This window comes from Bacillus sp. FSL K6-2431 (assembly GCF_038005165.1).
GTDB classification, from domain to species: Bacteria; Bacillota; Bacilli; order Bacillales; family Bacillaceae; genus Bacillus; species Bacillus pumilus.
On the sequence record NZ_JBBOSQ010000001.1, the window covers coordinates 1,079,562 to 1,105,662 of the forward strand.

28 protein-coding genes are annotated in these 26,101 nt (G+C 39.9%); 17 read left to right on the top strand and 11 right to left on the bottom strand.

The window, feature by feature from the left end:
- Positions 1-82: 82 nt before the first annotated feature.
- On the bottom strand, positions 83-439 hold the full coding sequence (locus MHH40_RS05525; protein WP_003211109.1) for a YlbF family regulator: 357 nt from the start codon (positions 437-439) through the stop codon (positions 83-85).
- A 121-nt stretch (positions 440-560) separates the two neighbouring features.
- Positions 561-1,694, bottom strand: coding sequence for a DUF445 domain-containing protein (locus MHH40_RS05530; protein ID WP_050945402.1), 1,134 nt, complete (start codon positions 1,692-1,694; stop codon positions 561-563).
- A gap of 214 nt (positions 1,695-1,908) precedes the next feature.
- Between MHH40_RS05530 and MHH40_RS05535 the strand changes: the two genes are divergently transcribed.
- The 7 genes from MHH40_RS05535 to MHH40_RS05565 all read left to right on the top strand — a co-directional run bounded on the left by MHH40_RS05535 (position 1,909) and on the right by MHH40_RS05565 (position 8,173).
- Entirely contained in the window at positions 1,909-3,012 is a 1,104-nt protein-coding gene (locus MHH40_RS05535; RefSeq protein ID WP_050945403.1) for a YheC/YheD family protein, read from the top strand.
- Entirely contained in the window at positions 2,969-4,327 is a 1,359-nt protein-coding gene (locus MHH40_RS05540; protein ID WP_137054842.1) for a YheC/YheD family endospore coat-associated protein, read from the top strand. Before MHH40_RS05535 ends, MHH40_RS05540 begins: the two co-directional genes overlap by 44 nt.
- Before the next feature lie 155 nt (positions 4,328-4,482).
- Entirely contained in the window at positions 4,483-4,692 is a 210-nt protein-coding gene (locus tag MHH40_RS05545) for a YheE family protein (protein ID WP_003211787.1), read from the top strand.
- Between the two features lie 20 nt (positions 4,693-4,712).
- Positions 4,713-5,588 (top strand): helix-turn-helix domain-containing protein, encoded by an 876-nt coding sequence (locus tag MHH40_RS05550; protein WP_050945405.1) that lies wholly within the window; start codon positions 4,713-4,715, stop codon positions 5,586-5,588.
- A 139-nt stretch (positions 5,589-5,727) separates the two neighbouring features.
- Entirely contained in the window at positions 5,728-6,834 is a 1,107-nt protein-coding gene (locus tag MHH40_RS05555; RefSeq protein WP_003212351.1) for an ABC transporter ATP-binding protein, read from the top strand.
- Between the two features lie 231 nt (positions 6,835-7,065).
- The gene (locus tag MHH40_RS05560) at positions 7,066-7,269 is read left to right on the top strand and encodes an alpha/beta-type small acid-soluble spore protein (protein WP_003210761.1); all 204 of its coding nucleotides are present in this window, start codon (positions 7,066-7,068) and stop codon (positions 7,267-7,269) included.
- A 286-nt stretch (positions 7,270-7,555) separates the two neighbouring features.
- Positions 7,556-8,173: an NAD(P)-dependent oxidoreductase gene (locus MHH40_RS05565; protein WP_003212493.1), complete on the top strand. Its 618-nt coding sequence runs from the start codon at positions 7,556-7,558 to the stop codon at positions 8,171-8,173.
- 103 nt (positions 8,174-8,276) lie between these two features.
- On the opposite strand, the gene MHH40_RS05570 is transcribed toward MHH40_RS05565, so the two are convergent.
- Entirely contained in the window at positions 8,277-10,292 is a 2,016-nt protein-coding gene (locus MHH40_RS05570) for an ABC transporter ATP-binding protein (protein ID WP_212046115.1), read from the bottom strand.
- On the bottom strand, positions 10,289-12,046 hold the full coding sequence (locus tag MHH40_RS05575; RefSeq protein WP_212046116.1) for an ABC transporter ATP-binding protein: 1,758 nt from the start codon (positions 12,044-12,046) through the stop codon (positions 10,289-10,291). The genes MHH40_RS05570 and MHH40_RS05575 overlap by 4 nt, the downstream gene beginning before the upstream one ends.
- Positions 12,047-12,603: 557 nt before the next feature.
- Between MHH40_RS05575 and MHH40_RS05580 the strand changes: the two genes are divergently transcribed.
- A complete protein-coding gene (locus MHH40_RS05580) occupies positions 12,604-13,110 on the top strand; it encodes a universal stress protein (protein ID WP_003210990.1) in 507 nt (168 codons plus the stop codon).
- Positions 13,111-13,156: 46 nt separating this feature from the next.
- On the opposite strand, the gene dat is transcribed toward MHH40_RS05580, so the two are convergent.
- A complete protein-coding gene (dat, locus tag MHH40_RS05585) occupies positions 13,157-14,014 on the bottom strand; it encodes a D-amino-acid transaminase (RefSeq protein WP_050945410.1) in 858 nt (285 codons plus the stop codon).
- Between the two features lie 296 nt (positions 14,015-14,310).
- On the opposite strand from dat, the gene MHH40_RS05590 reads away from it, so the two are divergent.
- Entirely contained in the window at positions 14,311-15,165 is an 855-nt protein-coding gene (locus MHH40_RS05590) for a polysaccharide deacetylase family protein (protein ID WP_137054845.1), read from the top strand.
- Positions 15,166-15,208: 43 nt separating this feature from the next.
- Here MHH40_RS05590 and MHH40_RS05595 read toward each other — a convergent pair whose 3' ends face one another.
- The 3 genes from MHH40_RS05595 to MHH40_RS05605 form a co-directional block, all read right to left on the bottom strand.
- Positions 15,209-15,940 carry an NAD-dependent protein deacylase gene (locus MHH40_RS05595; protein WP_371475034.1) on the bottom strand — a complete coding sequence of 244 codons (732 nt, stop codon included), beginning with the start codon at positions 15,938-15,940 and terminating at the stop codon, positions 15,209-15,211.
- A gap of 29 nt (positions 15,941-15,969) precedes the next feature.
- The gene (locus MHH40_RS05600) at positions 15,970-17,058 is read right to left on the bottom strand and encodes a mechanosensitive ion channel family protein (protein ID WP_050945412.1); all 1,089 of its coding nucleotides are present in this window, start codon (positions 17,056-17,058) and stop codon (positions 15,970-15,972) included.
- A 164-nt stretch (positions 17,059-17,222) separates the two neighbouring features.
- On the bottom strand, positions 17,223-17,324 hold the full coding sequence (locus tag MHH40_RS05605; RefSeq protein ID WP_017360338.1) for a YhdX family protein: 102 nt from the start codon (positions 17,322-17,324) through the stop codon (positions 17,223-17,225).
- A 307-nt stretch (positions 17,325-17,631) separates the two neighbouring features.
- Between MHH40_RS05605 and MHH40_RS05610 the strand changes: the two genes are divergently transcribed.
- Genes MHH40_RS05610 through crcB (MHH40_RS05620) form a run of 3 tightly spaced genes read left to right on the top strand, consistent with a single transcriptional unit; the run spans position 17,632 to position 19,115 of the window.
- Positions 17,632-18,348, top strand: a complete 717-nt coding sequence (locus MHH40_RS05610; protein ID WP_050945413.1) for a glycerophosphodiester phosphodiesterase — start codon at positions 17,632-17,634, stop codon at positions 18,346-18,348.
- 5 nt (positions 18,349-18,353) lie between these two features.
- Entirely contained in the window at positions 18,354-18,749 is a 396-nt protein-coding gene (gene crcB / locus MHH40_RS05615) for a fluoride efflux transporter CrcB (RefSeq protein WP_050945414.1), read from the top strand.
- Positions 18,750-19,115 carry a fluoride efflux transporter CrcB gene (gene crcB, locus MHH40_RS05620; RefSeq protein WP_003211864.1) on the top strand — a complete coding sequence of 122 codons (366 nt, stop codon included), beginning with the start codon at positions 18,750-18,752 and terminating at the stop codon, positions 19,113-19,115. It begins immediately after the preceding gene.
- On the opposite strand, the gene MHH40_RS05625 is transcribed toward crcB (MHH40_RS05620), so the two are convergent.
- Together MHH40_RS05625 and MHH40_RS05630 are read right to left on the bottom strand one after the other, a co-directional pair.
- Positions 19,112-19,504, bottom strand: a complete 393-nt coding sequence (locus MHH40_RS05625; protein ID WP_050945415.1) for a hypothetical protein — start codon at positions 19,502-19,504, stop codon at positions 19,112-19,114. The genes crcB (MHH40_RS05620) and MHH40_RS05625 overlap by 4 nt on opposite strands.
- 89 nt (positions 19,505-19,593) lie before the next feature.
- Positions 19,594-20,976, bottom strand: coding sequence for a hemolysin family protein (locus MHH40_RS05630; protein ID WP_003210868.1), 1,383 nt, complete (start codon positions 20,974-20,976; stop codon positions 19,594-19,596).
- 334 nt (positions 20,977-21,310) lie between these two features.
- Here MHH40_RS05630 and MHH40_RS05635 point away from each other — a divergent pair, with 334 nt between their 5' ends.
- Positions 21,311-21,751, top strand: coding sequence for a MerR family transcriptional regulator (locus MHH40_RS05635; protein ID WP_050945416.1), 441 nt, complete (start codon positions 21,311-21,313; stop codon positions 21,749-21,751).
- A 58-nt stretch (positions 21,752-21,809) separates the two neighbouring features.
- Positions 21,810-23,141 (top strand): hemolysin family protein, encoded by a 1,332-nt coding sequence (locus MHH40_RS05640; protein ID WP_034620023.1) that lies wholly within the window; start codon positions 21,810-21,812, stop codon positions 23,139-23,141.
- Positions 23,142-23,180: 39 nt separating this feature from the next.
- Here MHH40_RS05640 and MHH40_RS05645 read toward each other — a convergent pair whose 3' ends face one another.
- Positions 23,181-23,783, bottom strand: a complete 603-nt coding sequence (locus MHH40_RS05645) for a lysophospholipid acyltransferase family protein (protein WP_003212102.1) — start codon at positions 23,781-23,783, stop codon at positions 23,181-23,183.
- Between the two features lie 372 nt (positions 23,784-24,155).
- Here MHH40_RS05645 and MHH40_RS05650 point away from each other — a divergent pair, with 372 nt between their 5' ends.
- Genes MHH40_RS05650 through MHH40_RS05660 form a run of 3 tightly spaced genes read left to right on the top strand, consistent with a single transcriptional unit; the run spans position 24,156 to position 25,976 of the window.
- Complete coding sequence (locus MHH40_RS05650; RefSeq protein ID WP_003211938.1) at positions 24,156-24,647, top strand: sigma-70 family RNA polymerase sigma factor; 492 nt, start codon at positions 24,156-24,158, stop codon at positions 24,645-24,647.
- Entirely contained in the window at positions 24,640-25,698 is a 1,059-nt protein-coding gene (locus tag MHH40_RS05655; RefSeq protein WP_003212471.1) for an anti-sigma factor, read from the top strand. The genes MHH40_RS05650 and MHH40_RS05655 overlap by 8 nt, the downstream gene beginning before the upstream one ends.
- On the top strand, positions 25,686-25,976 hold the full coding sequence (locus MHH40_RS05660; RefSeq protein ID WP_003212420.1) for a hypothetical protein: 291 nt from the start codon (positions 25,686-25,688) through the stop codon (positions 25,974-25,976). The genes MHH40_RS05655 and MHH40_RS05660 overlap by 13 nt, the downstream gene beginning before the upstream one ends.
- Positions 25,977-26,101 lie beyond the last annotated feature (125 nt).

Below are 26,101 nucleotides of genomic sequence, written 5' to 3' on the forward strand. Positions count from 1 at the left end.
ATGAGCTTCGACAACCTTTTTTTGAAAAGTTGGACAGGGAACATGTGAAATAAAAAAAGGGCGAATATCATCGCCCTTTTCATTAATTTTCTTCTGGATTCCCATAAAGCTCTTCAAGAGGCTTCATGATCACTTTATTTAATTCTCCGATGAGAACACTCACACGTTGTTCTGCTTCCATCAACTGCGAGATTTTATCGTGCTGTTGAACAAGTGCCACTGTTTTTTGAGCTTGCTCCACTTCTTCTTGTGTGATCTCTTGACCAGTCATTTGTTTTTGTTGAAGGTTTACTTGAATGTCACGGAAGTTATCGAACATTCTTTTAGAGGATTCATCCGCGTTTACCTCATCATAAAGATTTTTTAAAGTTGAATATTCTTCGCTATGACGCAGTGCTTTTTCAAGGTCATATGCAACATCATAAACATTTACAGACATGTTATGTCTCCTTTCTATCCGTTATCACCGATATGATCGGCGGACACCACTCCACTATAACAAACTATGGCTTTCGTTTCACATATATACAATGAATTCATCAAAATTTCTCTAGTCTGTCTTAAAATAGCGTGACAAAGATTGCTTGGATTGCGCCGATCAATCCGCCTAAAAGACCGCCTAAGAATGTAATCATCTTGAGCTCCTTATTGGAAATACTGACGACAAGCTCTTCCATTTTTTCTAGCGGGAAAAGTTCAATTTGTTCACGAATGATGTCTTCAAATTGCAGCTTTGCAAGCAGATCCTCTAAAACATTTGATGCCGCACTGATCCCCTTTTGAATCAGTACTGGTGCAACGTGTGTTTTAAGATCATCCGCTACAGCACTGACATATGCACCAACTGGTTTGTCTAATATCAGCTTTGTTGAGAAATGAGAAAGCAATTGGTTTTTCACGCTAAACATAAGTTCCTTCACATTCCATCTTTCATCAAGCTCATGTAGAGAGAACTGCTTCACCTTGTCCCATTCTTGAACAAGCAAATCTGATAAAAACCTTTTTGTCTCTGCGTTTCTTAAAAATTTGATGATTTCAGGATGTACCCGATCAATTAAGCTTGAATTTCCTAGAAACATTTGGACCATACTGCCGAGCATTCCTCTTTCTTTTAAGAAATCATCAATCATATTACCGAGTCTTGATTTTCCTTCCTCACTTTCAAAATAATGAATCCCTCTCTTTAAAATATAATCTGCTGCATCTGGAATTTTTGAAGATATTTTGTTTTCCACATCTAGCGGAAGCAATTCAGATAAAGTTTGCTCATTATAATTTTCAAGTAGTGAATTGAGCTTATGATCAGACCACTCATGGATCCATTCATCTGCTTTGACGTCAGCCTGTGATACGCCGAAGCTTTCAAGCAAAGATAGCACTGTTATCTCCATTTCAGCGCCTTTGTCAATATATCGATGGACTGTATGTAAGATTTCTTGCTTTGCCTCCGATGATTCAAATCGCTTTTGAATACCTTCTGGCGTGAGCAAATGCTCCATCACCATGACACCAACCTGCTTGGCTACTTCGTCTCTTCTTTTCGGAATGAGCCCTGGTGTAAAAGGAAGCTGTTTCCCGAATAAGTAATACGGCTTATAAGGGCGAAAAAGCATTTTAATCGCAAGATGGTTTGTTGCTGCTCCAATGACTGCGCCTATCACAATCATAAAGATAAACGTTGTGAATATATTCAAAGTCGTCATCAACCTTTCAAATAACACCCGATGTTTATTGTTTTAACCTATACGTATTATAGTTGTTGTCAAGTTCCCAAGCAAATGAAGCATGCTGCTAGACATATGATCAATCGATCTGTCGTAATGATAAAGGAGCGCAATCTTTATGTAAAATCATGAAAAAGTGTTTTTCTGCTGGTAAAAAAAGAAGTTGAAAAGAAGGTGTTTTTTAATGACATCAACATTAGGTATTGTGACCCTTTCACCGAAGTATGAAGAGGCATTCACACGTGGGCTAGCCAAAGCTGCCCCTGCTTATGGTTTAAAGGTTGTCCGTTTTACACCACTTGATTTAAAGCCGGCTTCAAATTTGATACAAGGTCAAACATATACGAATGGTCATGGATTCGTCGCAGCAGAATTTGAGATTCCTGACTTGATTTACGATCGATGCCTTTACAAGCATGACGCACAATCTAAAAAAGCAAAACCAATCATGGATTGGCTGAAAAAGTATCCGAAAACAGATTTTTTGAATACAGGTATTTCAAATAAAATGATGCTATTCGAGCAGCTCCGCCTTCTCCCTGCTTTACAGCCATATTTACCTGTCTGCTCATTATTAAAAAAGACATCAGACCTTCTCAGCATGTTAAGGAAAGACGGTTATTGTAAAATGCAGCCGCTCTCTCAACACCATGCAGCATCTACTTACTTCATTTTCTTAAAAGACAACACTTTCACTGTTCAGCTAAGTCCCGAGCAAGTCATCACATTTTCGCGTCCATCAGATATAGAGCGCTGGTGTAAAAAATATGTAGGCCGATATTTCCTTCAATTTTTTCAGACGAGTGATGAAAAAGACTTTTTATTCAATGAAATAAGGATTTTCCTGATGAAAGATTCACAAAATCAGTGGAATCGCATAGGAATTCACACAAAATCACCTACAGAAAATAGTCATTTAAGCATTACACAAAAATCAGCAGCCATGATAGGCTTTGATCACTATCTAAACACCTTGCAGCCGCACATCAAAGAACTTCTTTTAGATGATATTGCATCCATTCAAGCATCTCTGCCAGCATATATAGATAAAACCCTTTCCCCTTGCTTTGAATTCGCTGTAGACTTACTCCATACAAGTGAAGGCAGGCTTTTCATATCAAATATAAGATCAAAACCAGGGCGATCCGCTTTTTTAAAAGCTTATCCTGACAAGGAAAATCATTTGATTCGTACCATTCTTGCACATGCCCAATCGATGAAGTCACAACCGAAGGAGGTATCTTATGAACAAAAATCGCTGCATCATCGCTCCTCATCCCACAAGTGAAAAAACAATTCATCTTCCCGTCCGTTTTAAACAGCAGGAGGCGATCTATTCTCTTGCTTTAGGTTCCCGTTTAATAGATGACTTCACCGTTTCCTATCATCAACATCCGAAGAAAATTTTATTATCAGAAGATCTATATAGAGATTTACGAATTCCTTATCAATCAAAAGCTGATGTGATCGCCATTGATCATACCCTGTTTTTAGGGCCACTGCTTGGTATTTTCACCGCAGGTTTTGAGCAAAGCACGCAGCCACTCGGAACGAGATCAGACTTTTTTATCAAACTGCTGCGCTCTTTCAAACAACATGCCGGTTTTGCCTATCTTTTTGGTACTCATTCTATTGATTGGGATAAAGGAATGGTAGAAGGATTGTTGTACCAACAGCAAACATGGGTTAAAAAACAGATGCCCCTGCCTTCAGTCATTTACGACCGTCTTCCAAGTAGAAAGGCTGCTCAGTCAGCATTCATTCAAGAAACAAAACGCAAACTCACTCAAGACTATGATATTCCTTGGTTCAACCCTCATTTTTTTAACAAATGGGATATTCATGAACAACTGTTAACAGATGAAAAAACATGTCCTTTTCTTCCACATTCCATACAATTGGACCCGGTGGACGCTCTAAATAAAATAGAAACACTCCTCCATCTACATCAGGTCATTTACTTAAAACCGTCAAACGGCAGTCACGGCGACGATATTTATCAATTAAACAAGAAGGCTCATGGAATCATTGTATGCTCAAATCAAGGAAGAGCTGTTCCATATGACTCATTAGAGGATTTCGTGACCAATCTCCGGAAAGATCACGCAGTTCAAGACTTTATGGCTCAACAAGGCATTGCACTTCTTCAAATAGACAATCAACCAATGGATTTCAGAGTCCATACCAATAAAAATAAGTACGGTCATTGGACAGTCACAGCAGCAGCAGCAAAAATTTCTGGCAATCACACCGTCACGACTCACCATTCACATGGTGGCTCCGTGAGAACACTTTATGATGTTTTTCCAGAAAAGAAGAAGCGTTTCAAAATCTTAGAGCAGCTTTCTTATACGGCCATCACGCTTAGTCAGGTAATTGATGAAAAAATGTCCGGTCATATTGGTGAAATCGGTTTTGATTTAGGTATTGATCAGACAGGAGCTATCTGGATGTTTGAAGCCAATTCTCGCCCTGGCCGCGAGGTTTTCCAGCATGTCTCATTGCGAAACTCAGAAAGGCTGATCGGCAAAAGAATCATGGATTACGCATCTTACCTTTCACAAACGACCTCAACAACTACAGACCATACAAACGTCTACTGACTGTTTTTCGTTTTAAAGTGAGGGTGCTATGAAATCTATGCTTTTCCTATGCTCTTTTCATCAGATGAGATACAATAAAATCAAGTTCAAGGTTGTTTCCGTATTGTCGTGTTTATTTATTGTTTCATCAATAAAAGCAAGGAGGCAATAATGATATGATTTCTCATTTTCAATGGAAACCTCTCTTTAAAAAAGCACAATTGCCAGGCTGGAAAATATCCTTTTTTCACAATGGTGCGCACTACGAAGGCATCTACCACAAAACAGGTGATATTGAATGGGGCTCTCAGCTTCCGCCCCATGAAGTCGAACCAACATTAAAAGAAGAAATCCACGAATTAATGCTATTCCATGTCTATGATTAAACTGTTTAAGGAGCTTCGCCATGTTAGAAAAATTAAAGCTTGTTTACGGAGAGCATATCATCAGCTCCCCTACAGATGATCATCAAATTCTTTGGTACCAAACAGACGAAGGCGAATTATTTGGAGTAGACAAATCAAAGCTTACAGCTAGAGAAACACTTCTTCTCAATACTTTCCTTACACCAATTGATCTTTCTCACACAAAGCAGACTGAGGATGAACAAAAATGGTACAGCTATCTTTTTGATAACAAACCACTAACTGTTCAGCACCCCGTCCGTGTATATTATTTTAAAATGTCACATCAAGCAGAACAAAGGCAGCAAATAAAAGAGGCTGTGGTCCACAGCCTCGAACAAACTCATTTCATTTGGACAGGCGCTCATACAGCGATGCTGATTCAAACAAACGCTACATCAGAAAATAGTCAATTAGAGCTGCTATATGATTTGTCTCTAGCCATTACAAGTGACTTTTTAACAGACTCAGTCTTTTTACAAGGACAGCTCCATTTGCCAAATGAACATTTACAGAAGAAATTGTTAAAAGAACAGCAGCTTGTCTTGGGCCATATGCAGCGAGCTAAGCCTAGGTCAGGGATTTGCACAATTTATCAATGTCTACCCTCACTCTTACGTTATGATGAATCCGCCCTCTCTCATGCTATTTCAGATGCTTTTAAAGAGGCGGTCCTTGATCGGGACGTTTACCGTACCCTCATGACTTATATGCAATGTAACTTAAATGCATCTAAGGCAGCAAAAGCTTTATATGTTCACAGAAACAGCCTTCAATATCGAATTGATAAATTTATTGAGCGAACAGGAATTGATATACGACATTTTCCAGAAGCATCTGCCGTCTATTTTATGATGAATCTTCTCGACCTTTCATAACATTCAGTGACATGAGCACCCTGCCCAAAAATGAAAATGAGATGTTGTGCACGTTGTCCATTTACAGACGCTTCCCCATTTTATACACTTTACTTACAAGTAAAGCGCTTTCAATAAGTAAATGGGGAGGTTATCATCTATGGCTGAAATGATGCTCAATCAAATTTATAAAGTGTATGATAACAAGGTAACAGCAGTAGACAACTTTAATCTACATATAGAAGATAAAGAATTTGTTGTGTTTGTTGGTCCATCTGGGTGCGGAAAATCAACAACCCTTCGCATGATTGCAGGACTTGAAGAGATTTCACAAGGGGATTTTCTTTTAGACGGAAAACGGATGAATGATGTAGCACCAAAAGACCGGGATATCGCAATGGTTTTCCAAAACTATGCATTATACCCTCACATGAATGTATACGATAATATGGCTTTTGGATTAAAGCTACGGAAGTTCCCGAAAGCAGAAATTGATGAGCGGGTTCGAAATGCCGCTAAAATATTAGGCCTTGAGCAATATTTAGACAGGAAACCAAAAGCACTGTCTGGAGGTCAAAGACAGCGTGTTGCACTTGGGAGAGCAATTGTGCGTGATGCAAAGGTCTTTCTTTTGGATGAGCCGCTTTCTAATTTAGATGCAAAACTCCGCGTTCAAATGCGTGCTGAAATATCTAAGCTTCATCAGCGTCTGCAAACGACATTTATCTATGTCACACATGACCAGACTGAAGCTATGACAATGGCTACTCGTCTTGTTGTAATGAAAGATGGCTTTATTCAGCAGGTTGGAGCGCCGAAGGATGTATATGAAAATCCAGAGAATGTATTTGTAGGTGGATTCATTGGCTCTCCTGCGATGAATTTTTTTACAGGAAAGCTCTCTGACGGTGCCATTGCAGTTGGAAAAACGCATATACGTGTACCAGAAGGAAAGATGAAGGTATTACGCAGCCAAGGTTATATCGGAAAAGATATCATCCTCGGGATCAGACCAGAAGATTTTCATGATGAACCAGTGTTTATTGAAGCATCTGAGGGCACAAAGATCGATGCCAACGTAGAAGTTGCTGAATTAATGGGAGCAGAAACGATGCTTTACTCTTCTCTCGATGGTCAGTCTTTTATTGCACGTGTTGATTCTCGTACCGATGTTCAGGCCGGACAATCTATACCTCTTGCCATCGATATGAACAAAGCCCACTTCTTTGATTCGGATACGGAGCTCCGCATTCGTTCCGCTGAATAAAGAGATATATGCAGTGCCATCACTCATGATTGAGTGATGGCTTTTTTGCATGTTGAACAACATTTACCATGTACTTTTCTCGTATGTTTTTTTCGGAAATCACCATAATACTTAGTACAAAGAAGTTACTGCATTGGGTTTCGCCAAGTGGCAAATGACTTGATCATTTCGCTGGTGCGATTCCAGCAAACCCAACCATAAAAAATCATATACAAAAAGGAGATTCACATCATGGCTAATTCTAATAGTTCAAATCAATTACTAGTTCCTGGAGCAGAGCAAGCAATCGATCAAATGAAATACGAAATCGCTTCTGAATTTGGCGTTAACCTTGGAGCAGAAACTACAGCTCGTGCTAACGGTTCAGTTGGTGGAGAAATCACAAAACGTCTTGTGTCTTACGCTCAACAACACATGGGTGGAACAAAAGCTTAATTTCATATCTGGATCATAGAAGGCACCTCTTAAGGTGTCTTCTTTTTTTGTTATTCCCCCTCACCAATCTCCTTTCCAGCTCATATCATGGAGTAGAAAGGAGCGAATCTTCATGGACATTATTTCCGGTATGAACTTTGAACTTCTACAATTCGTAGGTATCTCTCTATTATGTGAATATGCTCATAGTATTCGGTCCTTTCATCTTTATAAAAAAAGCATCACATAAAAGTTGTACCATTTTGGGTTCTTTTCACTTATAGTATGTAGTGGAGGGATCGAACAGATGAAAATAGCTCTTTTCGGTGCTCATGGACGTGTAGGACAAGCATTTCTTCGTTTCGTTCAAGTAGATGATCGTTACATCGTTCGTTCATTGATTCGGACAAACCGAGAAGAAATGCTTGCGGGTATGTTTCAAGTCACCGGCAATTCAAGAAATCGAGAAGATGTGCTTGAGACGATCAAAGGAGCAGATATTGTTGTGAGCTGTCTATCGACAGATGGTGATGATACATTATCTGTTTCAATGGAACATATCGTACAAGCCATGAAGCAATCAAATACATCAAGAATTATTACAATAGGTACAGCAGGTATTTTAAAGGCAAGGCAGCAGCCGGAACTTTACCGTTTTGAAACAAATGAATCAAGGCGGACCACTTCCCGAGCAGCTAAGGAGCATGCCAAAGCGTTTGAACTCCTTCAATCGACTGATTTAGATTGGACCATTATTTGTCCAACCTATTTACCAGACGGAGAAGTGACACGGTCATATCGCTATGAGAAAGATTTTCTCCCTATAGATGGAAAGAAAATTTCAGTTGAAGATACCGCACACTTTTTATATCAGCAGTTAAATTCGAAGGAATTTGTACATCAACGCGTCGGCATTGCTTACTAATGTCGCATAACGAGTAAAGATCGAGGTCTAAAACGATTTCTCGACTTTTTTATGCAAATAAAAAGAGCCTCATTCATAATGAATAGGCTCTTTTTGTGATTCATCAGCTGTTTGCCACAGCACCTTTTTGCAGTTCGTACATTTGCGCATATAGCCCTTCTTGCTGCATGAGTTGATCATGACTGCCCCGCTCGACAATTTCCCCTTTTTCTAAAACCAAAATCATATCGGCTTTCTTAATGGTGGATAATCGGTGAGCAATGACAAAAGTTGTTCGTCCTTCTTTGACAACATCAAGCGCTCGTTGAATGATCGCTTCTGTTTCTGTATCAATGTTTGCGGTGGCTTCATCTAAAATTAAGATCGCTGGATTGTATGCTAGTGCACGAGCAAATGAAATGAGCTGACGTTCCCCTGAGGAAAGAGTACTTCCCTTTTCAACGACTGGTTCATCAAATCCTTCTGGCAGATGCTTCAATAACTCTACTGCGCCTACTTGTTTTAATGATGCTTCAATCGTTTCTCTTTTAATGTCTTCATTTCCTAAGCTGACATTGGATGCAATCGTTCCGGAAAATAAATACGGGTCTTGAAGGACAATGCCCATTTGTTTCCGCAACGTTTGCCGGGACTGGCGATAAATGCTTTCTCCATCAATGAGAATGTCTCCTTGCTGAATGTCATAAAAACGCAGCAGTAAGTTCATGATCGAGCTTTTCCCAGAACCAGTATGCCCCACAAGTGCAACCGTCTGGCCTTTTTTGGCCTCGAACGTAATGTTCTTTAATACATTTTTCCCTTCATTATAAGCAAAGGTGACATCTTGGAACTGAACGTGTCCTTCCATTTCCTTCTGAACGGGTTCTTCCACTGTTGTTCCTGGCTCATCCAATAATCGGAAAACCCTTTCCGAGGAAACCCGTGCTAATTCCAATCTCGAGAATTGGTTCACAATGCCTGTAATCGGCTGAAATAATCGATTTAAATAATCGACAAACGCATAGAGCACACCAATCGACACAATCCCCGTCGCACTTAAGGACGCACCGCCAAAATACCAAATGAGTGCCACATAGGCTAAATTCCGAAGCAGGTTAACTAAGTTATGCGAAAGAAGTGAATTTAAATGGAGCATCTTTCGCTGATATCGAAAGTGATTGTTGTTCAGCTCATCGAATTCCTCTTTCGTCACTTTTTCATGGCGAAACGCTTGAATAATGGTCATCCCTTGAATGGCTTCATTTAGCTTGGCATTGATGTCACTAATGATCGAACGAATGCGGTGATTGTACACCGATGCAAACTTTCTGTAGGTCATTGACCATAGGAAAATAATCGGTACCGCCACTAAACAAATGAGTGCCAGCTTCACATTTAATAAAAACATGGCAATATAAATCCCAATCATGTAAATCGCACTCGTCACGAAATTGGCGAGGACTGTCACATATAAATCACGAATGGTTTCTGTGTCATTGGTGATCCTCGCTACGACCTTTCCAGCAGGTAAATTATCAAAATACCGGATAGGCAGTGTTTGAATATGCTCAAATACATCAACCCTCATTTTTTGAATAATTCGGTTGGCTATTCGCTGTAACAGATAATGCTGCGTATATTGAAAGAAAATCGCAATAACGAGAAGCCCTAGATAAAATAGAACAAGCTGCACCAAACCACTGATTTCCGGCTCATAAAAAGAGAAAATTTCCTCTTTCGATAAACGCTGTACTTGATAGGTCTCGCGCTCGTTTCCATTTTCAATGGTAAGCTGATCTCCCGATATCTTTCGGTTTCCATCAAAACGAATGGGCTCATTCACAAAATAGTAACCGAATCCGACCTGCACCACATTGATTTGTTTTCCGGATTCCATATCACTGTCTAATCGATCGCTTCGTATATAGTTATTTCCCTGGTAATAAACGGTTTTGTCTGTTTTTTCATTGACCTCGACATAAGGCTTTTCTACGCCTAAAATATGATCATCAATCATTTTCTTCCCAATAAATGGTCCTGTCAGTTCAGCACCTACTGCAATGATGAGAAAGATCAAGGCAACAGACAGTACTTTCTTATAAAGGAGTGCGTAGGCAAGGAGTCTTCTTCCTGTTGTCATGCCTCATCCCCTCCTTCCAGCTGGTTTGTCAGCTGCTGACGCAGAAATTGTTCTTTGTACCATCCATCTTGCTGAATAAGCTCTTCGTTAGTTCCCTTTTGGACGATGCGTCCTTCTTCCATGACAAGTATGAGATCTGCATGCTCAACAGCTGATAGACGATGAGTCGTAATAAACGTCGTTTTTCCATGACGATTTTGCCTTAAATTTTCTAAAATAGCGGTTTCTGTTTTTGCATCTACCGCAGAAAGCGAGTCATCCAGTATTAAAATGTCGGGATCTATTAATAAAGCGCGTGCAATGGAAATTCGCTGCTTTTGTCCACCTGACAGCGCCACACCTTTTTCTCCGACCATGGTTTCGAGACCCTCAGGCAAAAGACGTAAATCTTTTTCAAAATAAGCATCTTTGATCGCTTGTGCTAATTCATTTTGTTTTGCGTCTCGATGACCAAAACGCATATTCTCTTCTACACTTTTAGAAAAAAGAATATGATCCTGCGGTACGTATCCGATCCATTGAAATAGCTGATCCAATTCGATCTCTTGGATTGGGACTCCTGATAGCAGGATTTGACCATCACCTGTTGGGTACTGGCGCAGAAGCTGTTTTACGATAGTCGTTTTACCGCTTCCTGTTTTGCCTGTAATTCCGATCGTTTGCCCCTTTCGAATCGTAAAGGACACATCAATTAAATTATCTTTAGGGGAAGTTGGATACCTAAATGTCACGCGATCAAACTGAATATCGCCAGGCTCTTGTAACGTTTTTGGCTGAGAAGCGTCTGTGACATCCGGCTTGTAGCTGAGTGTATGATTCAACCGGTCTAACGACGCATTTCCTCTTTGCATAATATTAATCAACTCGCCGATCGCAAACATTGGCCAGATCATCATCCCAAGATAGACGTTAAAAGCGACAAGCTCACCAATGGTTAAATCACTTTGGAATACAAGATAGGCTCCGTAGCCAATTCCTATTAAGTAGCTGACACCGACAAGTAATTTCACTGTCGGCTCAAACAATGAATCAATGACCGCCACTCTCATATTTTTTTGAAATACATCATCTGTCATTTGGCGAAAGCGTTCGACATCTTGCTTCTCCTGTACAAAAGACCGGATGACCCGGACACCTGCGACCGATTCAAGGACGCGATCATTCATATCACCAAATGCATCTTGAGCAACTGTAAAGCGATCATGAATTTTGCTGCCATAATACGCAATCAAAAGCGCCATCAGCGGCATAGGGATAATCGCCATTAAAGTTAATTTCCAGCTAATCGTCAGACCCATCGTAAAAAAGATCATCAGCATATAAGCAGTGGAATCCACCAATGTCAGAACGCCAAAGCCTGTCGTTAAAGCTACAGCATTCAAATCGTTTGTACCTAATGCCATTAAGTTACCAGTTTTTTTCTTTTCATAAAAGGTGGGTGTCATCTTGAGTAAGTGGCGCATGAGTTTCCCGCGCATTACACGCTCCATGACATTTGCGCCGCCAAATAACTGATACATCCAAAAATATGTCAGTGTATAGACGACGACACCTAGCAAGCAAAAAATGGCTACATAAAACATCATACTAGATGTTGTAAATTGACCAGAACGAATGTCATCCACTGCCTGCCCAAGGTATCTTGGCGGCAGCATTTCAAGCACATTCACAATGAGCAGGAGCGTAATGGCGATCGTATAACGCCTCCACTCTTGTTTGAAGAACCAGCCTAATTTTGTAAATACTGAAAACATGTTTGTCTCTCCTTTTAAAGCTAGCCGCTTTCTAGATTTTCTTGGCTGTCACCTTGAATTATTTTTTTGGTTTTTGTCATTTGTCTTGTTTTTGGCATGTTCACATGCTTTCACTCCTCTTCATTTACTTGTTGATCTCCATCCCTTTATTTCGGAATGCGAAATGAATACAACAAAAAAAGAGGCAACCAGCAATCTGGTACGCCTCTTTTCGTCATGTAAAAAGGCGCATGTTGACAAATACGCAACATACGCCTTGATTCATCCGATCAATTGGAACATACGAGTCCCTTTTCAATGACCAATGAAGGTGTAATTGTCACGTGAATCAACCCATTCATGCAGTTTGATTTCATTCTTCCAATGTTGCACATGACATTTCCTCCTTTTGGCTCTTGAATCTTTTTTTATCTTATAGTGGCTGTCACCATTTTGTCAATAAATATTTTTCAATAAATGAAATTTTCTAACAAAAAGTTCACCACCTTCATGTGTATCTTTTTCAGATAACGGGTATACCATGAGTGTAAAGACTCCTTTTGAAAGGAATGAGGACATTGTTTCAAGCTGATCGGATGGTCGTTGCGTTTGATGGACATGAAGACAGTAAGAAAGCATTAAAAAAGGCAATCGCTTTAGCCAAAACCTTGAATGCCAAGCTGACCGTTGCCTATGCACATGATGGCAAATCAAGCAGACAGGTGTTTGATGCACCGCGCCCAATGACTGGCGGAGCTTATATCGGCGGCGGCATGGCAGACCTTCAAACCCCCCCTGTGTATGTACCTCATGATGAACAGCAAAGTCCCTTGATTTTTGAAGATCATACAGAAGAGGTCGTTGCAGAAGCAAGAATGCTTTTAAATGAGGAGCAGTTTGAAGCTGCGATTGAAATTGTTGAGGGGGAACCAGCGGAAGCGATTATCGAATATGCTGAAGACATATCAGCAGACCTCATCGTCATGGGAGCACGTGACCAAAGCAGATTGAAAAAAATGCTCTTTGGCAGTGTAAGTGAAAAGTTATCATCAAAATCAGATATACCTGTGCTTATTGTAAAATAAAAGAATTACAAAAGGCTGTAAACATTCGTTTACAGCCTCTTTTTATTTATGAAGAAATCGATGCTTCACTTTCCTGTTTAATTTTTTGCTGGAAGCCTTCCTGTACACGCTTTGTTAACTCTCCTGGAACGCCTTCACCTACTGGCTGACCATCAATTTCAACAATCGGAATGACTTCAGCCGTCGTCGAGCTGATGAAGATTTCCTGCGCGCGCAGCAGCTCTTCTTTACTTATACGCGTTTCTCCAACGCTGCATCCCTCTTCTTCACATACTTCAAGAAGCTTTCTACGGGTAATGCCGTTTAGAATAAAATTGTTTGCGGGATGTGTGCGAATCACGCCATCAATGACGGCATATACATTCGAGGAAGTACCCTCTGTCACAAAACCGTCTCTAATCAGAATGGCTTCAAACGCACCAGCTTCAGATGCTTTCTGTTTTTCCATGACGTTATATAAAAGATTTAAGCTTTTAATATCACATCTTAACCAGCGAAGGTCCTCAGATAATATAGCCTTTGCACCAGCTGTCTGCTCATGAACAGGCTTTTTCACCTGGAACGTATATGCTGTGATTTGAGGAGTGAGAGAATTGCCATATTGATGTTTACGAGGTGCGACGCCCCGTGTGACTTGAATATACACACCGCCATCTGTTAATTGGTTATGGGCGACGAGCTGTTTTAACTTTTCTTCCATATCTGATACTGCACCTTGAAGATGAATGCCGATTTCTTTTGCACTCTTGAACAAACGCTCTGTATGCTCTTTTAATGTAAACAAATTCCCATTGTATACACGGATGACCTCATAGACACCGTCACCAAATTGATAGCCTCTGTCTTCAATATCCACATGTGCATCCTTTTTTTCAATGAAATCGTCATTATACAATACTTTCATACGGAATCTCCCCTTCGCTTCGCATTAATGGTTGAATCTGATGCTATCTTAGCGGATAAATGGGTATGTTTCAATGATTATTCAGAATTATTTCACATCATGATAAATGGTCAACTTTCTATTGTAACAAAGATAGACTCATAACCAAAAAGATTCCAATTTTTTAGCATCTTCTATATTCATAGGCTCTTTTTTCCTGTATACTTACTCCATATAAACACGACAAAAAACAGTGAAAAAAGACAGAATCTACTACATGATTCGACAAAAATTTTTGATTTATTGGAGCGATTGTAATGCAACGGGTTACGAAAAAACAGACACCTTCAAACACGATGCTGCTCTCAAAGGCGATTGGTTTAGTGATTCTGTCACTGATCCTCTTTTTTATTTGGGATATATCTAAAACCAATATGCAGGCAGCAGACCAGCCGGCTAAAATGTCTGCGAGCAGTCAATTCCGAGACACAAGCACAAGTCTGAAAGCAAAAGATGATTCTACGAAAACATTAGATGCACATTTTAAGATCAACCCAAACAAACACGTAACGGATCAAACGATCTTTTTAACCTTTGATGATGGTCCGTCAGCGACATCAAACCAGCTTTTAGATGTGCTCAAGGCGCATCAAGTAAAGGCTACATTCTTCATGCTTGGGCCGCAGATTAAGGAACATCCGGCCGCTGTGAAAAGACTTCATCAAGAAGGTCATCAGTTAGGGCTTCATGGGATCACACACGATGTGAAACGCTTTTATCAAAAAAGTGATTCTCCCGTTAATGAGATGAAGGAAGATCAGCGCATTTTGGCTTCTGTCACAGGAGAGTATTCACATCTTGTGAGAACACCTTATGGCAGCGCCCCAAATTTAACCGATCAGCAAAAAGCACGTTTAAAACAAAAAGGCTTTATCTACTGGGATTGGACAATTGACAGTCTTGACTGGAAATATAAAAGCTCAAAATATGTACCAGAAGTATTGAATCAGCTGCAAGTGCTAGAGACAAAACATCCAAAGGAACCAAAGATCATCTTAATGCACGATCAGCCAGCGACAGCAAAATACTTAAACAGTTTGCTCACACAGCTAAAAGCAAAGGGCTATACATTTGAAGTACTTGATGAAACGATGAAGCCGCTGCAACAATAAAGAAAGACCCTGCACCTTTTTTGGATGCGGGGTCTTTTATGAATTATAAAGCTTTCACGAGATCGCCAATTCGCTCATGAAAGACAAGATCAAACAGTGGATCGTATTCTGTTTCACTCAAATTCATCATCACCTTGAAGATGGAAGGATTTTGAGCCGCATCTTCAGGAATATACCTTGCTGGCGCTACTTCTAGGGAGGTTCCCATGACGAGCAGAAGGTCCGCTTGCTGAAGTGATTTCTCTACTTGATCAAAATGTTTAACCCTGTCTCCAAAAAGGACAACATCTGTTTTCAGCACTTGCCCACATGTCCGTCCGTCTGAGGAAACCTTTAGACATACAGGCACTTCTTCTTGTAATAAATAAGGCAATTCATATGTCGCTTGGCATGATGGACAAGTAGCTGTTTGAATGGAGCCGTGAAGTTCATATACATGCTGGCTTCCTGCTTTTTTATGCAGGCCATCAATATTTTGGGTAAAAATCTCTACAAGTTTTCCTTGTTTCTCAAGGCTTGCTAAGAAGGTATGCCCACTATTCGGCTCGTACTCCCCGCTCATTTTCATCTGAAACAATTCCTTGAATTTCGGCCAGAATTGATAAGGGTTTGATAAAAAGTAGGAGCGGCTCATCGCTTCCATGCGAGCGGTGTCTTCAGTCCATAAGCCGCCCGTTGATCTAAAATCGGGAATACCTGATTCCGTGCTCATCCCCGCACCTGAAAGCACCATTATATGTGAAGCCTGCGTTAATTTCTCTCTTAGCACTGCCACCTTTGTTTGATCCACGCATCCTTCCTCCTTTATTCACTCAGCTGTTTTTCACCTTTTTGTTTCATGTAAATGGTCTGTCCAGGGAAGGCAAATTCTACACCTTCTTCATGGAAGATATCCATAATACGGTAGTTAATGTCCTGTTTGATATTCAGGTTTTCAGCCCAGGCTGTCGTGTTTGTGTAAAAGTTAAAAAATAAATTCAAATAACTGTCTGCCAGTACATCGAGATTCACCATGATTGTCTCCTTGTGCACCCCATCATGCTCATAAAGCATTTGTTTGAGACGTTTGATACAATGGTCCAGATTTTCCTTTGGTGTATTGTAGGATACACGTACGGAAAACGTAATTTGGCGTTTATTCATTCTCGTCCAGTTCGTGATTGGTTCCTTTGAAAGCGTAGAATTCGGAACTGTCACGACAGCTTCAGCAGGTGTTCTAAATTTTGTACTTCGAAATGTAATGTCCTCGACAGTCCCAAGAACACTTGGCGTCTCCACAAAGTCGCCCATTGTAAAAGGCTTCTCTGTAATGATGACGACCCCTCCAAAAAAGTTCGCCACCGTATCCTGTGCAGCAAGCGCAAAGGCTAGACCCCCTAGACCAAGACCTGCCACAAGTCCATTTACATCATAATTAAATTCCTGTGCAATGACACTAATACTTAGTGCAATAATAATGAAACGAAGCACCTTTGATAAAAACGGCGCTAAAATATCATCCATTTCTAATTCAAATTTCGAATTTACTTTTTGAAATAAGAAAGAAGAAGCTGCTGTTAGATTACAAAGCCCCCATGTCAGCATCAATATAATGGAGGATCTATATAATTTGACGATGACATCCATATGATGCTCAAAGTATGGTGCCTGTCTTAACGCAAAATATAACCCAAGTGCGACAAAAAACAGTCTGGCTGGCTTTTCGAATGCCACAACAATTTGGTTAATGACCTCCGTTTTAGACCGATTGGTCAGCCTAAAGAGAAGATGAAATAAGTACTTCGTAAATACTTTCCGAAGCAATAAAAAAAGCAATAAAATACAAAGGCTAATACCGATTTGGATCGCAACATCTACTGTAAAATATGTATCCATCCATTTTTGTGTAATCATGTTTGTCTCTCTCCTTTAAAACAATCCTCTCTAGTTTATAATATAACCTTCGTTTATGTCCTCTCATAAATGTCTGACCTCTAAATAAAAAGCCTCGGGATCAGTCCCGAGGCATGATGTTCAATTATGAAATTTTGGCTAGAGACATATCGACGGGCAGCAAACTACTTTTTCTTCTGAGCCTGATCAAGGAGAGTCGCTTTAAACATTTCAGCATCCGTTTCGGCCTTAATACGTTCTTCCACTCTAATTCTCCCTTTACCCAATCATCTCGCCTCCTTTTCATCATTATAAAACATCAGAATTTTCAGTCAACATGACGAAAGCACTAATATTTTGGCGAACGCTGACGATTTGGACAAAATTGATCGAAGAAAAAATTGATGTACTTCAGATTTACTCAATCATGGCTTGGGATATTCCTGCAACTTTTTACATTTGTATTCTCATACTTTCTTAGCAATCCAATTCACCATTACATACAGCTCTTCTTTCGTCCATATAGTAAAGAAGGAAAAACGGTAAAGCATTTGATATGATAAGACCAGAACTTAAGTCAGGGAGCTGGAGCATGTGTATATTATTGCGCATAGAGGGTCATCAAGCGCTGCCCCAGAAAATACAATTGCTGCATTTGATTTAGCTGTTCAGCAGGGTGCAGATTATATTGAATTAGATGTACAGCTCACATTGGACCAGCACGTCGTCGTGATCCATGATGATACAGTTGACCGAACGACGAACGGGAACGGCTTAGTCAAAAGCTATACACTCGATCAGTTGAAAAAACTGGACGCAGGAAGCTGGTTTGACCAACAGTACACAAATGAACGAATTCCAACATTACACGAAATTCTTGAAAGATACAGCCAGCGGATCGGGATATTGATCGAGATCAAACACCCAAAACGGCAGATAGGAATTGAAAAGGCAGTTGCCCGCATCGTCAATCGTTTTGCCTATTCTCGTCATATCATGATTCAATCTTTTGACGATCATGCACTGCAAAGAATCAAAGCTTTCGCCCCTTCTCTTCGAACAGCTTTGATTATAAAGCCTAATGCATTTAAACTGACGAAAAGAAAGTTAACGGCATACAGCTCGTTTGCAAATTGTCTTAATATGAAAAAAACGATGATCAATAGATGGTGGATAGACCGCATCCACACATTCGGGATGGATGTGTTTATATGGACTGTGAAAGATCAAAAAACAGCCGATCGGATTAAAAAATATCCCGTTGATGGTGTGGTGACGGATCATCCGCTATTTTTTCTAAAGGAGAAATGATGTAAATGAAAGCGTATCTTGCCGTATTTATTGGTGGACTGATTGGGACACTTTGCAGATATGAACTAAGCCAATTGATCGTCAGCCAAACATTCCCCTATGCAACGCTAATCGAAAACGTGACAGGCAGTCTGCTTCTTGGTTTTTCAACAGGATATTTTATGTTCCAAAAGAGAAAAAAATATCTTGCCGCTTTGATCGGAACAGGATTTTGCGGAGGTTTTACGACAATGTCCACTTTTTCTAAAGAAACGATTCTTTTATTACAGACCGGGCAAATCACTTCAAGTGTGATCTACATCCTGCTCTCAGTCATTGCAGGAGTAGCGGCTGCCTTATGTGGACTAATGCTAGCTCAACGACTCTTTCATCAAAATAAGCAGCAGAGAGAAGGCAGATAAATGATCGTTTTATATACAGCTATTGCCGGCGGGATTGGCAGCGTCCTTCGTTTTTTGATTAGCCAATCGATACATAAAACTAAGTCTCATGCTCGTTTCCCGTACAGTATTATTCTCATCAACTTATTAGGTGCTGCCGGTTTAGGTATACTGACAGGTGCCGTGACTGCTAATCATCCGCTGCTTGTGATCATTGGAACAGGTTTTTTCGGTGGCTTTACAACATTCTCTACGTTTAGTGTAGAGTCTGCGACCATGCTACAGCAGCGGCAAATCGGAAAACTTGCTGTCTACTTAGTGACGACAATCATCGGGTCTTTCTGTCTCTTTACTGCGTTCTATCAAATAGGACAACACCTTTTTTAAATATTGGTGATCGCAGCTAAGCTAATGAGCAATTGATCCATAAGCTGGCGCTTCATTAAAAAGAGGGTTTTCTCACTGTAGCCGATTTCCATCGCACACTTGGCCATCCGCCAATCACGAAAGTATTTGTAATCGATGAGCTGCTTCTCTATCTCATCCAACTCTTTTAGTGCTGTTTCAATACAAGCAACGATGAGTTCATACTGATTTTTTTGCTCTTCTAACTTCTTCCGTGTCATGTGATCCAAATGATGCGTACTTCTTTTTTCAAGCTGTCTTTCGATATTTAAAATCGCTGCCTGGTAATTTTTAAAATTCTTCAAATGAAACTCAATTCGTTTCATTGAGGTTTTTTTCTCCGTGATACTGGCTGTTTCATACCAAAGCATATCCATCCCCCTCTATCGAACGTTTGTTCTCATTATAACCCGAACGAGCATTCGTAAAAAGAGACTAAATACCTAAAAAAACCTTGAGCTTATTTTTCGCTCAAGGTCATTTCATTTACTAACAGCGGCTCTTTTATATCAAGCCCTGTGCGTGTATTTCCTTTTTCTGATGATGTGACGCCTTTCTTTAGGTCGATCTTTTTCACATAGCGTCCATCCATCTCCAAGACCTTCATCCGAATATCATCAAGATAAATGGATTGTCCTTCTCGGATATCAATGTTCTCATTTAAGATTAACCCGCCTATTGTATCAATTTCTTCATCATGATATGACATTTCGATCAAATCTTGAACTTCATCTAATCTGACTTTGCCATCTAAAACATAATGATGATCGGCTCTTTTTTGAATAACCGGCTGCTCATCTTCATCGAATTCATCTCGAATATCGCCAACAATCTCTTCTAAAATATCTTCTGTTGTGACAAGTCCAGACGTTCCGCCATATTCGTCGGTTAAAATCGCCATATGCATTCGATCGCGCTGCATCTTGACAAGAAGCTCTTGAATAGGAATCGTGTCAATGACTTCAATCACTGGATATATATAATCTTGAATCTTCAGTTGATCTTTTTCTCCTTGATACACAAGATCTGCAAAGAGCTGCTTTTTGTTCAGCATGCCGATGACATGGTCTTTATCTCCTGAAAACACAGGAAAGCGTGTATACTTCTCCTGCGTCATGATGGAGAGGATTTCATCCAGCGGCATATCTTCTGGAATGGCACAAATTTCTCTCCGCGGGACCATGATTTCTCTGGCAATTCGATTATCAAAGTCGAAAATTTTGTTCATATAATTATATTCTGATGGGTTGATTTCCCCATTTTTTAAGCTCTCAGATAATAAAATCTTTAATTCCTCTTCAGAATGGGATTGTTCTTTTTCAGACCCCATATCGATGCCCATCATTTTGGTTAGAACACGGGCTGACCCGTTTAACACATAAATGAAAGGGAACATTAGGATATAAAATGCATGCAGCGGGCCTGACAGCCAGAGCGTCATTTTTTCCGCCTTTTGAATCGCCAGTGTTTTTGGTGCAAGCTCACCGACGACTACATGCAAAAAGGTAATAATAGAGAACGCAAGTGTTGCTGAGATCAGGCTGATTGCTGAATCAGGAATGTTTGTCAAACCGAAACCTCGAACCAAAAGTTCTTTTACAGCTGGCTTACCAATCCACCCTAAACCAAGGGATGTCACTGTAATACCGAGCTGACAGGCTGACAAATATTCATCCAGCCTTGATGTCACCTTTTTCGCCACGATGGCCTTTTTAGACCCTTCGGCAACAAGCTGATCAATTCTTGAGCTTCTTGCCTTTACTATGGCAAATTCAGATGCAACAAAGAAAGCTGTTAAAGCAATCAAAACACCGACTATACTCAGATTAACAATATCGTCCATTTAACCTTGCTCTTTCTTAGAAGAACAAGGAGTCACCTCCTGATTGATGATGTTATGTTTTGCAAAACGGTTAACTGATTAAATAAGACTATATTGAGGGCCCCACTTAACCACCTCCGGTTCACGTATAAATCCGCTTCTCTACATATATATGAAACGGTCTTCATTTTATCTTACCATAAATAATCTGAAAATTCCTGTATCACTATGTTAAATTTGACAGGACAATTTAGACTGAGAAATCCCTTTCTCCTCTTCATATCGGCAGGAAATATGAACAATTAACTTGTATTTCAGGCTAGAATTATATTAAACTATTTTCATAAACTATAACGTGACGGTTAGGAGGAGATGTTCAGATGGGGCTGAGAAAAAGTATCGTATTGGTGAACTAGCACAGATTGCACAGGTGACGAAACGTACTGTAGATTATTATACAAATCTAGGGTTGCTTGTGCCTGTTAGATCTTGCTCAAATTATCGTTATTACGATGAACATGCTTTAAAACGATTACAATTAATCGTTCTTTGCAAACAGCAGAGATTGGCTCTTTCTGACATCAAATCCAGATTAGATGAACAATTCCCTTCTCAAAAGGAAGATCCTGATGAACTTGTCCATTTAACATCTGATATCGATCGGATGAACGAGCATATGGACCGCATTTTGGTACGTTGTAAGCAGCTTCAACCAGAACAACGTGAAAAATTAAAAGAGCAGCTTACACCTGAGAAGATGACGGCTGTCCAATCATTTTTACTGCTGTTAAGTTAAAATTTTTACTAAACAGGAGGTGTTACCTTCGTTCTCAAAGTCAGAACGAAGGCCTTAATTGGACATAGTTAATTTACTTATAGTTGCTTTGCTTATAGCTTTAACCGCATTTTTCGTTGCATCAGAGTTTGCGATCATTCGCTTAAGAAGCTCAAGAATTGATCAGTTAATCGCAGAAGGTAATAAAACAGCAGTTGCTGTCAAGCATGTCACGACTCACCTTGATGAGTATCTGTCGGCCTGTCAGCTCGGTATTACCATTACCGCCCTTGGTATTGGTTGGTTAGGGGAAGAAACAATTGCGCACATGCTTGCTCCACTATTTGTAGAGCTGTCCATTCCTCAATCAGCTAGTTCTATTGTCACTTTTATTATTGCGTTTAGTATTATGACGTTTTTACACGTTGTGGTTGGAGAACTTGCACCAAAAACACTCGCCATTCAAAAGGCGGAGCAAGTATCTCTTCTTTTTGCTAGACCGCTCATGATTTTTTACAAAGTGATGTTCCCATTTATCTGGGTATTAAATGGATCTGCTCGTTTGTTAACAAAAGCGTTCGGTCTTCAGCAAGTTTCTGAGCATGACATGGCGCACTCTGAAGAAGAATTGCGGATTATTTTATCAGAGAGCTATAAAAGCGGCGAAATTAACCAGTCTGAATTCAAATATGTAAATAAAATTTTTGAATTTGATGACCGTCTGGCGAAAGAAATTATGATTCCTCGTACCGAAGTTGTCAGCTTCCCTCATGATATTACCATTGAGGAAATGCTGAAGGTGACCAAGGTAGAGAAATATACACGTTATCCAATTGAAGATGGCGATAAAGATAATATGATTGGTGTTCTGAACATTAAAGAGGTTCTTACTGCATGCATTAGCGGTGAGTGTTCTACAAGTGATACGATCGAAAAGTTTGTCAATCCAATTATTCATGTGATTGAAACCGTTCCTGTACATGATTTATTGCTCAAAATGCAGCGTGAACGTGTACACATGGCGATTTTATCAGATGAATACGGCGGTACAGCTGGTCTTGTGACTGTAGAAGACATCCTTGAAGAAATCGTCGGTGAAATTCGTGATGAATTCGATATGGATGAAATCAACGAAGTGCGTAAACTTGGAGAAGACCATTACATCTTTGATGGAAAGGTTCTAGTGGACCAAGTCAACCTGCTCTTAGGTACGCAGCTTGATAACGAAGAAGTCGATACGATCGGCGGCTGGTTCCTTACTCAGAAATATGAAGTTGAGAAAAATGACACCATTCGTGAGCAAGGCTATGAATTTATCATTAATGAAGTCGATGGACACCATGTGGTATATATCGAGGTCAAAAAGTTAAATGAACAATTAGCAGAAGCCGCTGAAGAAGGCGCTTCTTAAGAAAAAAACGACCCTTGCCAAAGCAAGCGGTCGTTTTTCTTATGCCTTTTCCATTAATTGAGCTTCAAGTTCTTTAATTCTCGTGTTTAATACTTCCGTCATGGCACCTAATCGTTCTTTTGGCGGCAGATGCTCAAATTCTGACTGCTCAATCGGTTCACCAATAATTAAGCGCATTTTCCCCTTTTTGAAAAGACTTTTCGCATTGGACGGTCCTTTGTACGCTGCTGGAACGATTGGCGCTTTACCGAGCTGTGCAATAGTAACCGCACCTCTTTTTAAAGGTACATCCTCTGTTGTACGTGTTCCGCTTGGAAAAATCCCGACGATCTTTCCCTCTTTTAATAATTTAATGGGCGTTTTAATACTGCTTGGCCCAGGATTCTCTCGATCAACTGGAAAGGCATGAATCTTCTTTAAAAATCCACCGATCCATTTGTTTGCAAACAATTCTTTTTTCGCCATGTAGTGGATCTCAAACGGAAGAATTCCTGCGCCTAATGCAAGAACATCCACAAAACCCTCATGTGTACATGCAATGACAAATCCCCGATCCGTTGGCAGATTCTCTTTTTGATATACTTTGATTCCGCCTCGGAGAGTAAATACTACTTTAATGGTATAGCCTGAAAATTTATACATAGTGCACTTCCTTTGTTTGAAGAATGAAGGATTTGTTTCTATTATAACAAATTTTTTATTACCTGGTACTAAAATTTTCATGAAACAGCCAAACCATCACATCATTTTTCTTTCTAAATCATCGTTCTTTCTGTATTCAGGTCTATGGTTTTAGGAGAGAATAGAAGAGAAATTGTGTCCAATTTTGTCGTTTTTTAAGGTTTTTTCCTGATTTGTTCTATTGAAAATGCTTTATAAATGACGCAAATTTCGCTATGATAAGGAGAAATGATTTTGATTCGGCGAAAGAAATGAGTATTGTACGGTATTGAGAAGTTTCGTGCAACTTTATGCCTTTCTTATGCGTGTATAACATAGAGGGGAGAAAAATCAGTGACGATCGATGAAATTTATCAAATGTATATGAACGATGTTTACAGGTTTCTGCTCTCCATGACAAAAGACAAACATTTGGCAGAAGACTTATTGCAGGAAACCTTTATGCGTGCTTATATACATATTCATTCCTACGACCATAGCAAAGTGAAACCTTGGTTATTTCAGGTGGCACGAAATGCTTTTATTGATTATGTCAGGAAACATAAAAAAGAAGTGACCATATCGGATGATCTTATTGGCGGCCTTTTACAAACGTCTGTACAAAGCCCTGCTGAACAGGTTGAAATAAAAGAAGTCCTCAACATGTATTTGGAACAGCTTCCAGATAACTACAAGGAAGCGTTGACATTGTATTATTTAAAAGAACTGAATTACAAGGAAGCATCCAAGGTCATGAATATTACTGAAGCAAATTTTAAAAGTGTTTTATTTCGTGCAAGGCAGCGCCTAAAAGCACTTTACAACAGAGGTGTTAATGATGAATGAAGAGTTTAACAAGCGATGGGAACAATATAATAATGGTGAGATGAACGAGGAAGAAATGATAGCGTTTGAAGAAGAGCTTGAAGAAAACGAAAAACGCTTAAGTCAGGAACTGAACGACTCGGATTGGACCGATTTTTCCATCAGTCCTGAAAAGCAAAAAGCCATCTTGCAATACGGAAAAAGAAAGTCTTATTTACGTATTTCTGTACTTGCTGTCATCTCTACACTTATTATTTTACCGCTTTGTACATTAGGAAGTTATCTATACTACGGCGTTGGCGGAGCAGAGAGCAAAGGGAATCACTTCATGGAAACAGCCGCTGTAACAGTCGCTTTGACGAAACCAAACGTGGCGATTGATATGAAGGATTTAAAAGGCCAAGTCAAGCTTTTTGGAATGAACACCGAATTGAAGCTGCAAAAACAAATTGGCAATAAAACAGAAGCCATTGGCAGTGAGCAAATCGAGATGTTTTTCGATAAATTAAAGCAGCCTACCATCTCATATTATGGTGACAGCGCACGCGATACGGAGGATTTCTTTACCCATCCTTCTACTCAGGCAGATGCATCAAAAAAACAAACACTCACTACTTTAGACAAGCTTCCTGAAGGAACAGTCAGTGAAGTGTATGTCTCCTATGACAAAGCGTATACACCAAAGGACGTTTATTCCTTTGCTAAAAAATATGATATGAAAGTGCTCTGGAATGCGATTAAAACAGAGGATTCATTAAGCGAGAATCAGCGGCCAATTGGCTTTCCTGGGAGAGACTCTGAATTCTTAAAAGAGCTTCAGCACACATCAAAAACAGAGGTAGATCAATTTAAAGATGCCCTTACTTATGTCAATCAGCACCCAACCTGGGCAAAAACGATCTCTGGCAGATCTGAACTGGATCTGTCAAACCGCATACGCTATATCAATCAAAATGGTGTCACGATTTATGGCTCTGTGATCACAGGTCCTTCGAAAGAAATCGAGAAATTCGTGAAGACAAAACGCATTAAAACGGCAAAAGTGAGCGAGGTGGAATTATGGAATTGGTAAGAATTTTTAAAGAGCATAATGTATTTGGCTGGATTTCTGTCGGTACAGCGATATTATCTCTGCTCATGCTGAACCTCGCCATTATCAGTAATGTGACATTTTATTCTTTTCAGATGCTTCCTTTTGCAATGGCCGCAGTTCCATTTGGCATTATTGAACTGTTCATTAAAAAAGGCCGTACGGGACCTGGGTTCCTTGGTGTCGTTCTGAATATCTTTGTCATTCTTTGTGTCTATGCCATCGTATCGATCGATGTCGATCTTCAATTAGGCTTTTAAGCCGTTCTCAAAATGAAAAGCCCGTGTTACTTGACTAATGCCAAGTCGCACGGGCTTTTTTGAATATCGATTTATGTTCTTAAGTCTACAGCGCAAATCAAAAAGACTGCTTCATCAGCAGTCTT

Bases quoted from the DNA above. Each gene is read 5' to 3' on its own strand.
- MHH40_RS05525 (WP_003211109.1), bottom strand. From the start codon at position 439: ATGTCTGTAAATGTTTATGATGTTGCATATGACCTTGAAAAAGCACTG.
- MHH40_RS05535 (WP_050945403.1), top strand. From the start codon at position 1,909: ATGACATCAACATTAGGTATTGTGACCCTTTCACCGAAGTATGAAGAG.
- MHH40_RS05540 (WP_137054842.1), top strand. From the start codon at position 2,969: ATGAACAAAAATCGCTGCATCATCGCTCCTCATCCCACAAGTGAAAAA.
- MHH40_RS05545 (WP_003211787.1), top strand. From the start codon at position 4,483: ATGATTTCTCATTTTCAATGGAAACCTCTCTTTAAAAAAGCACAATTG.
- MHH40_RS05550 (WP_050945405.1), top strand. From the start codon at position 4,713: ATGTTAGAAAAATTAAAGCTTGTTTACGGAGAGCATATCATCAGCTCC.
- MHH40_RS05555 (WP_003212351.1), top strand. From the start codon at position 5,728: ATGGCTGAAATGATGCTCAATCAAATTTATAAAGTGTATGATAACAAG.
- MHH40_RS05560 (WP_003210761.1), top strand. From the start codon at position 7,066: ATGGCTAATTCTAATAGTTCAAATCAATTACTAGTTCCTGGAGCAGAG.
- MHH40_RS05565 (WP_003212493.1), top strand. From the start codon at position 7,556: ATGAAAATAGCTCTTTTCGGTGCTCATGGACGTGTAGGACAAGCATTT.
- MHH40_RS05570 (WP_212046115.1), bottom strand. From the start codon at position 10,292: ATGACAACAGGAAGAAGACTCCTTGCCTACGCACTCCTTTATAAGAAA.
- MHH40_RS05575 (WP_212046116.1), bottom strand. From the start codon at position 12,046: ATGTTTTCAGTATTTACAAAATTAGGCTGGTTCTTCAAACAAGAGTGG.
- dat (WP_050945410.1), bottom strand. From the start codon at position 14,014: ATGAAAGTATTGTATAATGACGATTTCATTGAAAAAAAGGATGCACAT.
- MHH40_RS05590 (WP_137054845.1), top strand. From the start codon at position 14,311: ATGCAACGGGTTACGAAAAAACAGACACCTTCAAACACGATGCTGCTC.
- MHH40_RS05600 (WP_050945412.1), bottom strand. From the start codon at position 17,058: ATGATTACACAAAAATGGATGGATACATATTTTACAGTAGATGTTGCG.
- crcB (WP_050945414.1), top strand. From the start codon at position 18,354: ATGAAAGCGTATCTTGCCGTATTTATTGGTGGACTGATTGGGACACTT.
- crcB (WP_003211864.1), top strand. From the start codon at position 18,750: ATGATCGTTTTATATACAGCTATTGCCGGCGGGATTGGCAGCGTCCTT.
- MHH40_RS05625 (WP_050945415.1), bottom strand. From the start codon at position 19,504: ATGCTTTGGTATGAAACAGCCAGTATCACGGAGAAAAAAACCTCAATG.
- MHH40_RS05630 (WP_003210868.1), bottom strand. From the start codon at position 20,976: ATGGACGATATTGTTAATCTGAGTATAGTCGGTGTTTTGATTGCTTTA.
- MHH40_RS05645 (WP_003212102.1), bottom strand. From the start codon at position 23,783: ATGTATAAATTTTCAGGCTATACCATTAAAGTAGTATTTACTCTCCGA.
- MHH40_RS05655 (WP_003212471.1), top strand. From the start codon at position 24,640: ATGAATGAAGAGTTTAACAAGCGATGGGAACAATATAATAATGGTGAG.
- MHH40_RS05660 (WP_003212420.1), top strand. From the start codon at position 25,686: ATGGAATTGGTAAGAATTTTTAAAGAGCATAATGTATTTGGCTGGATT.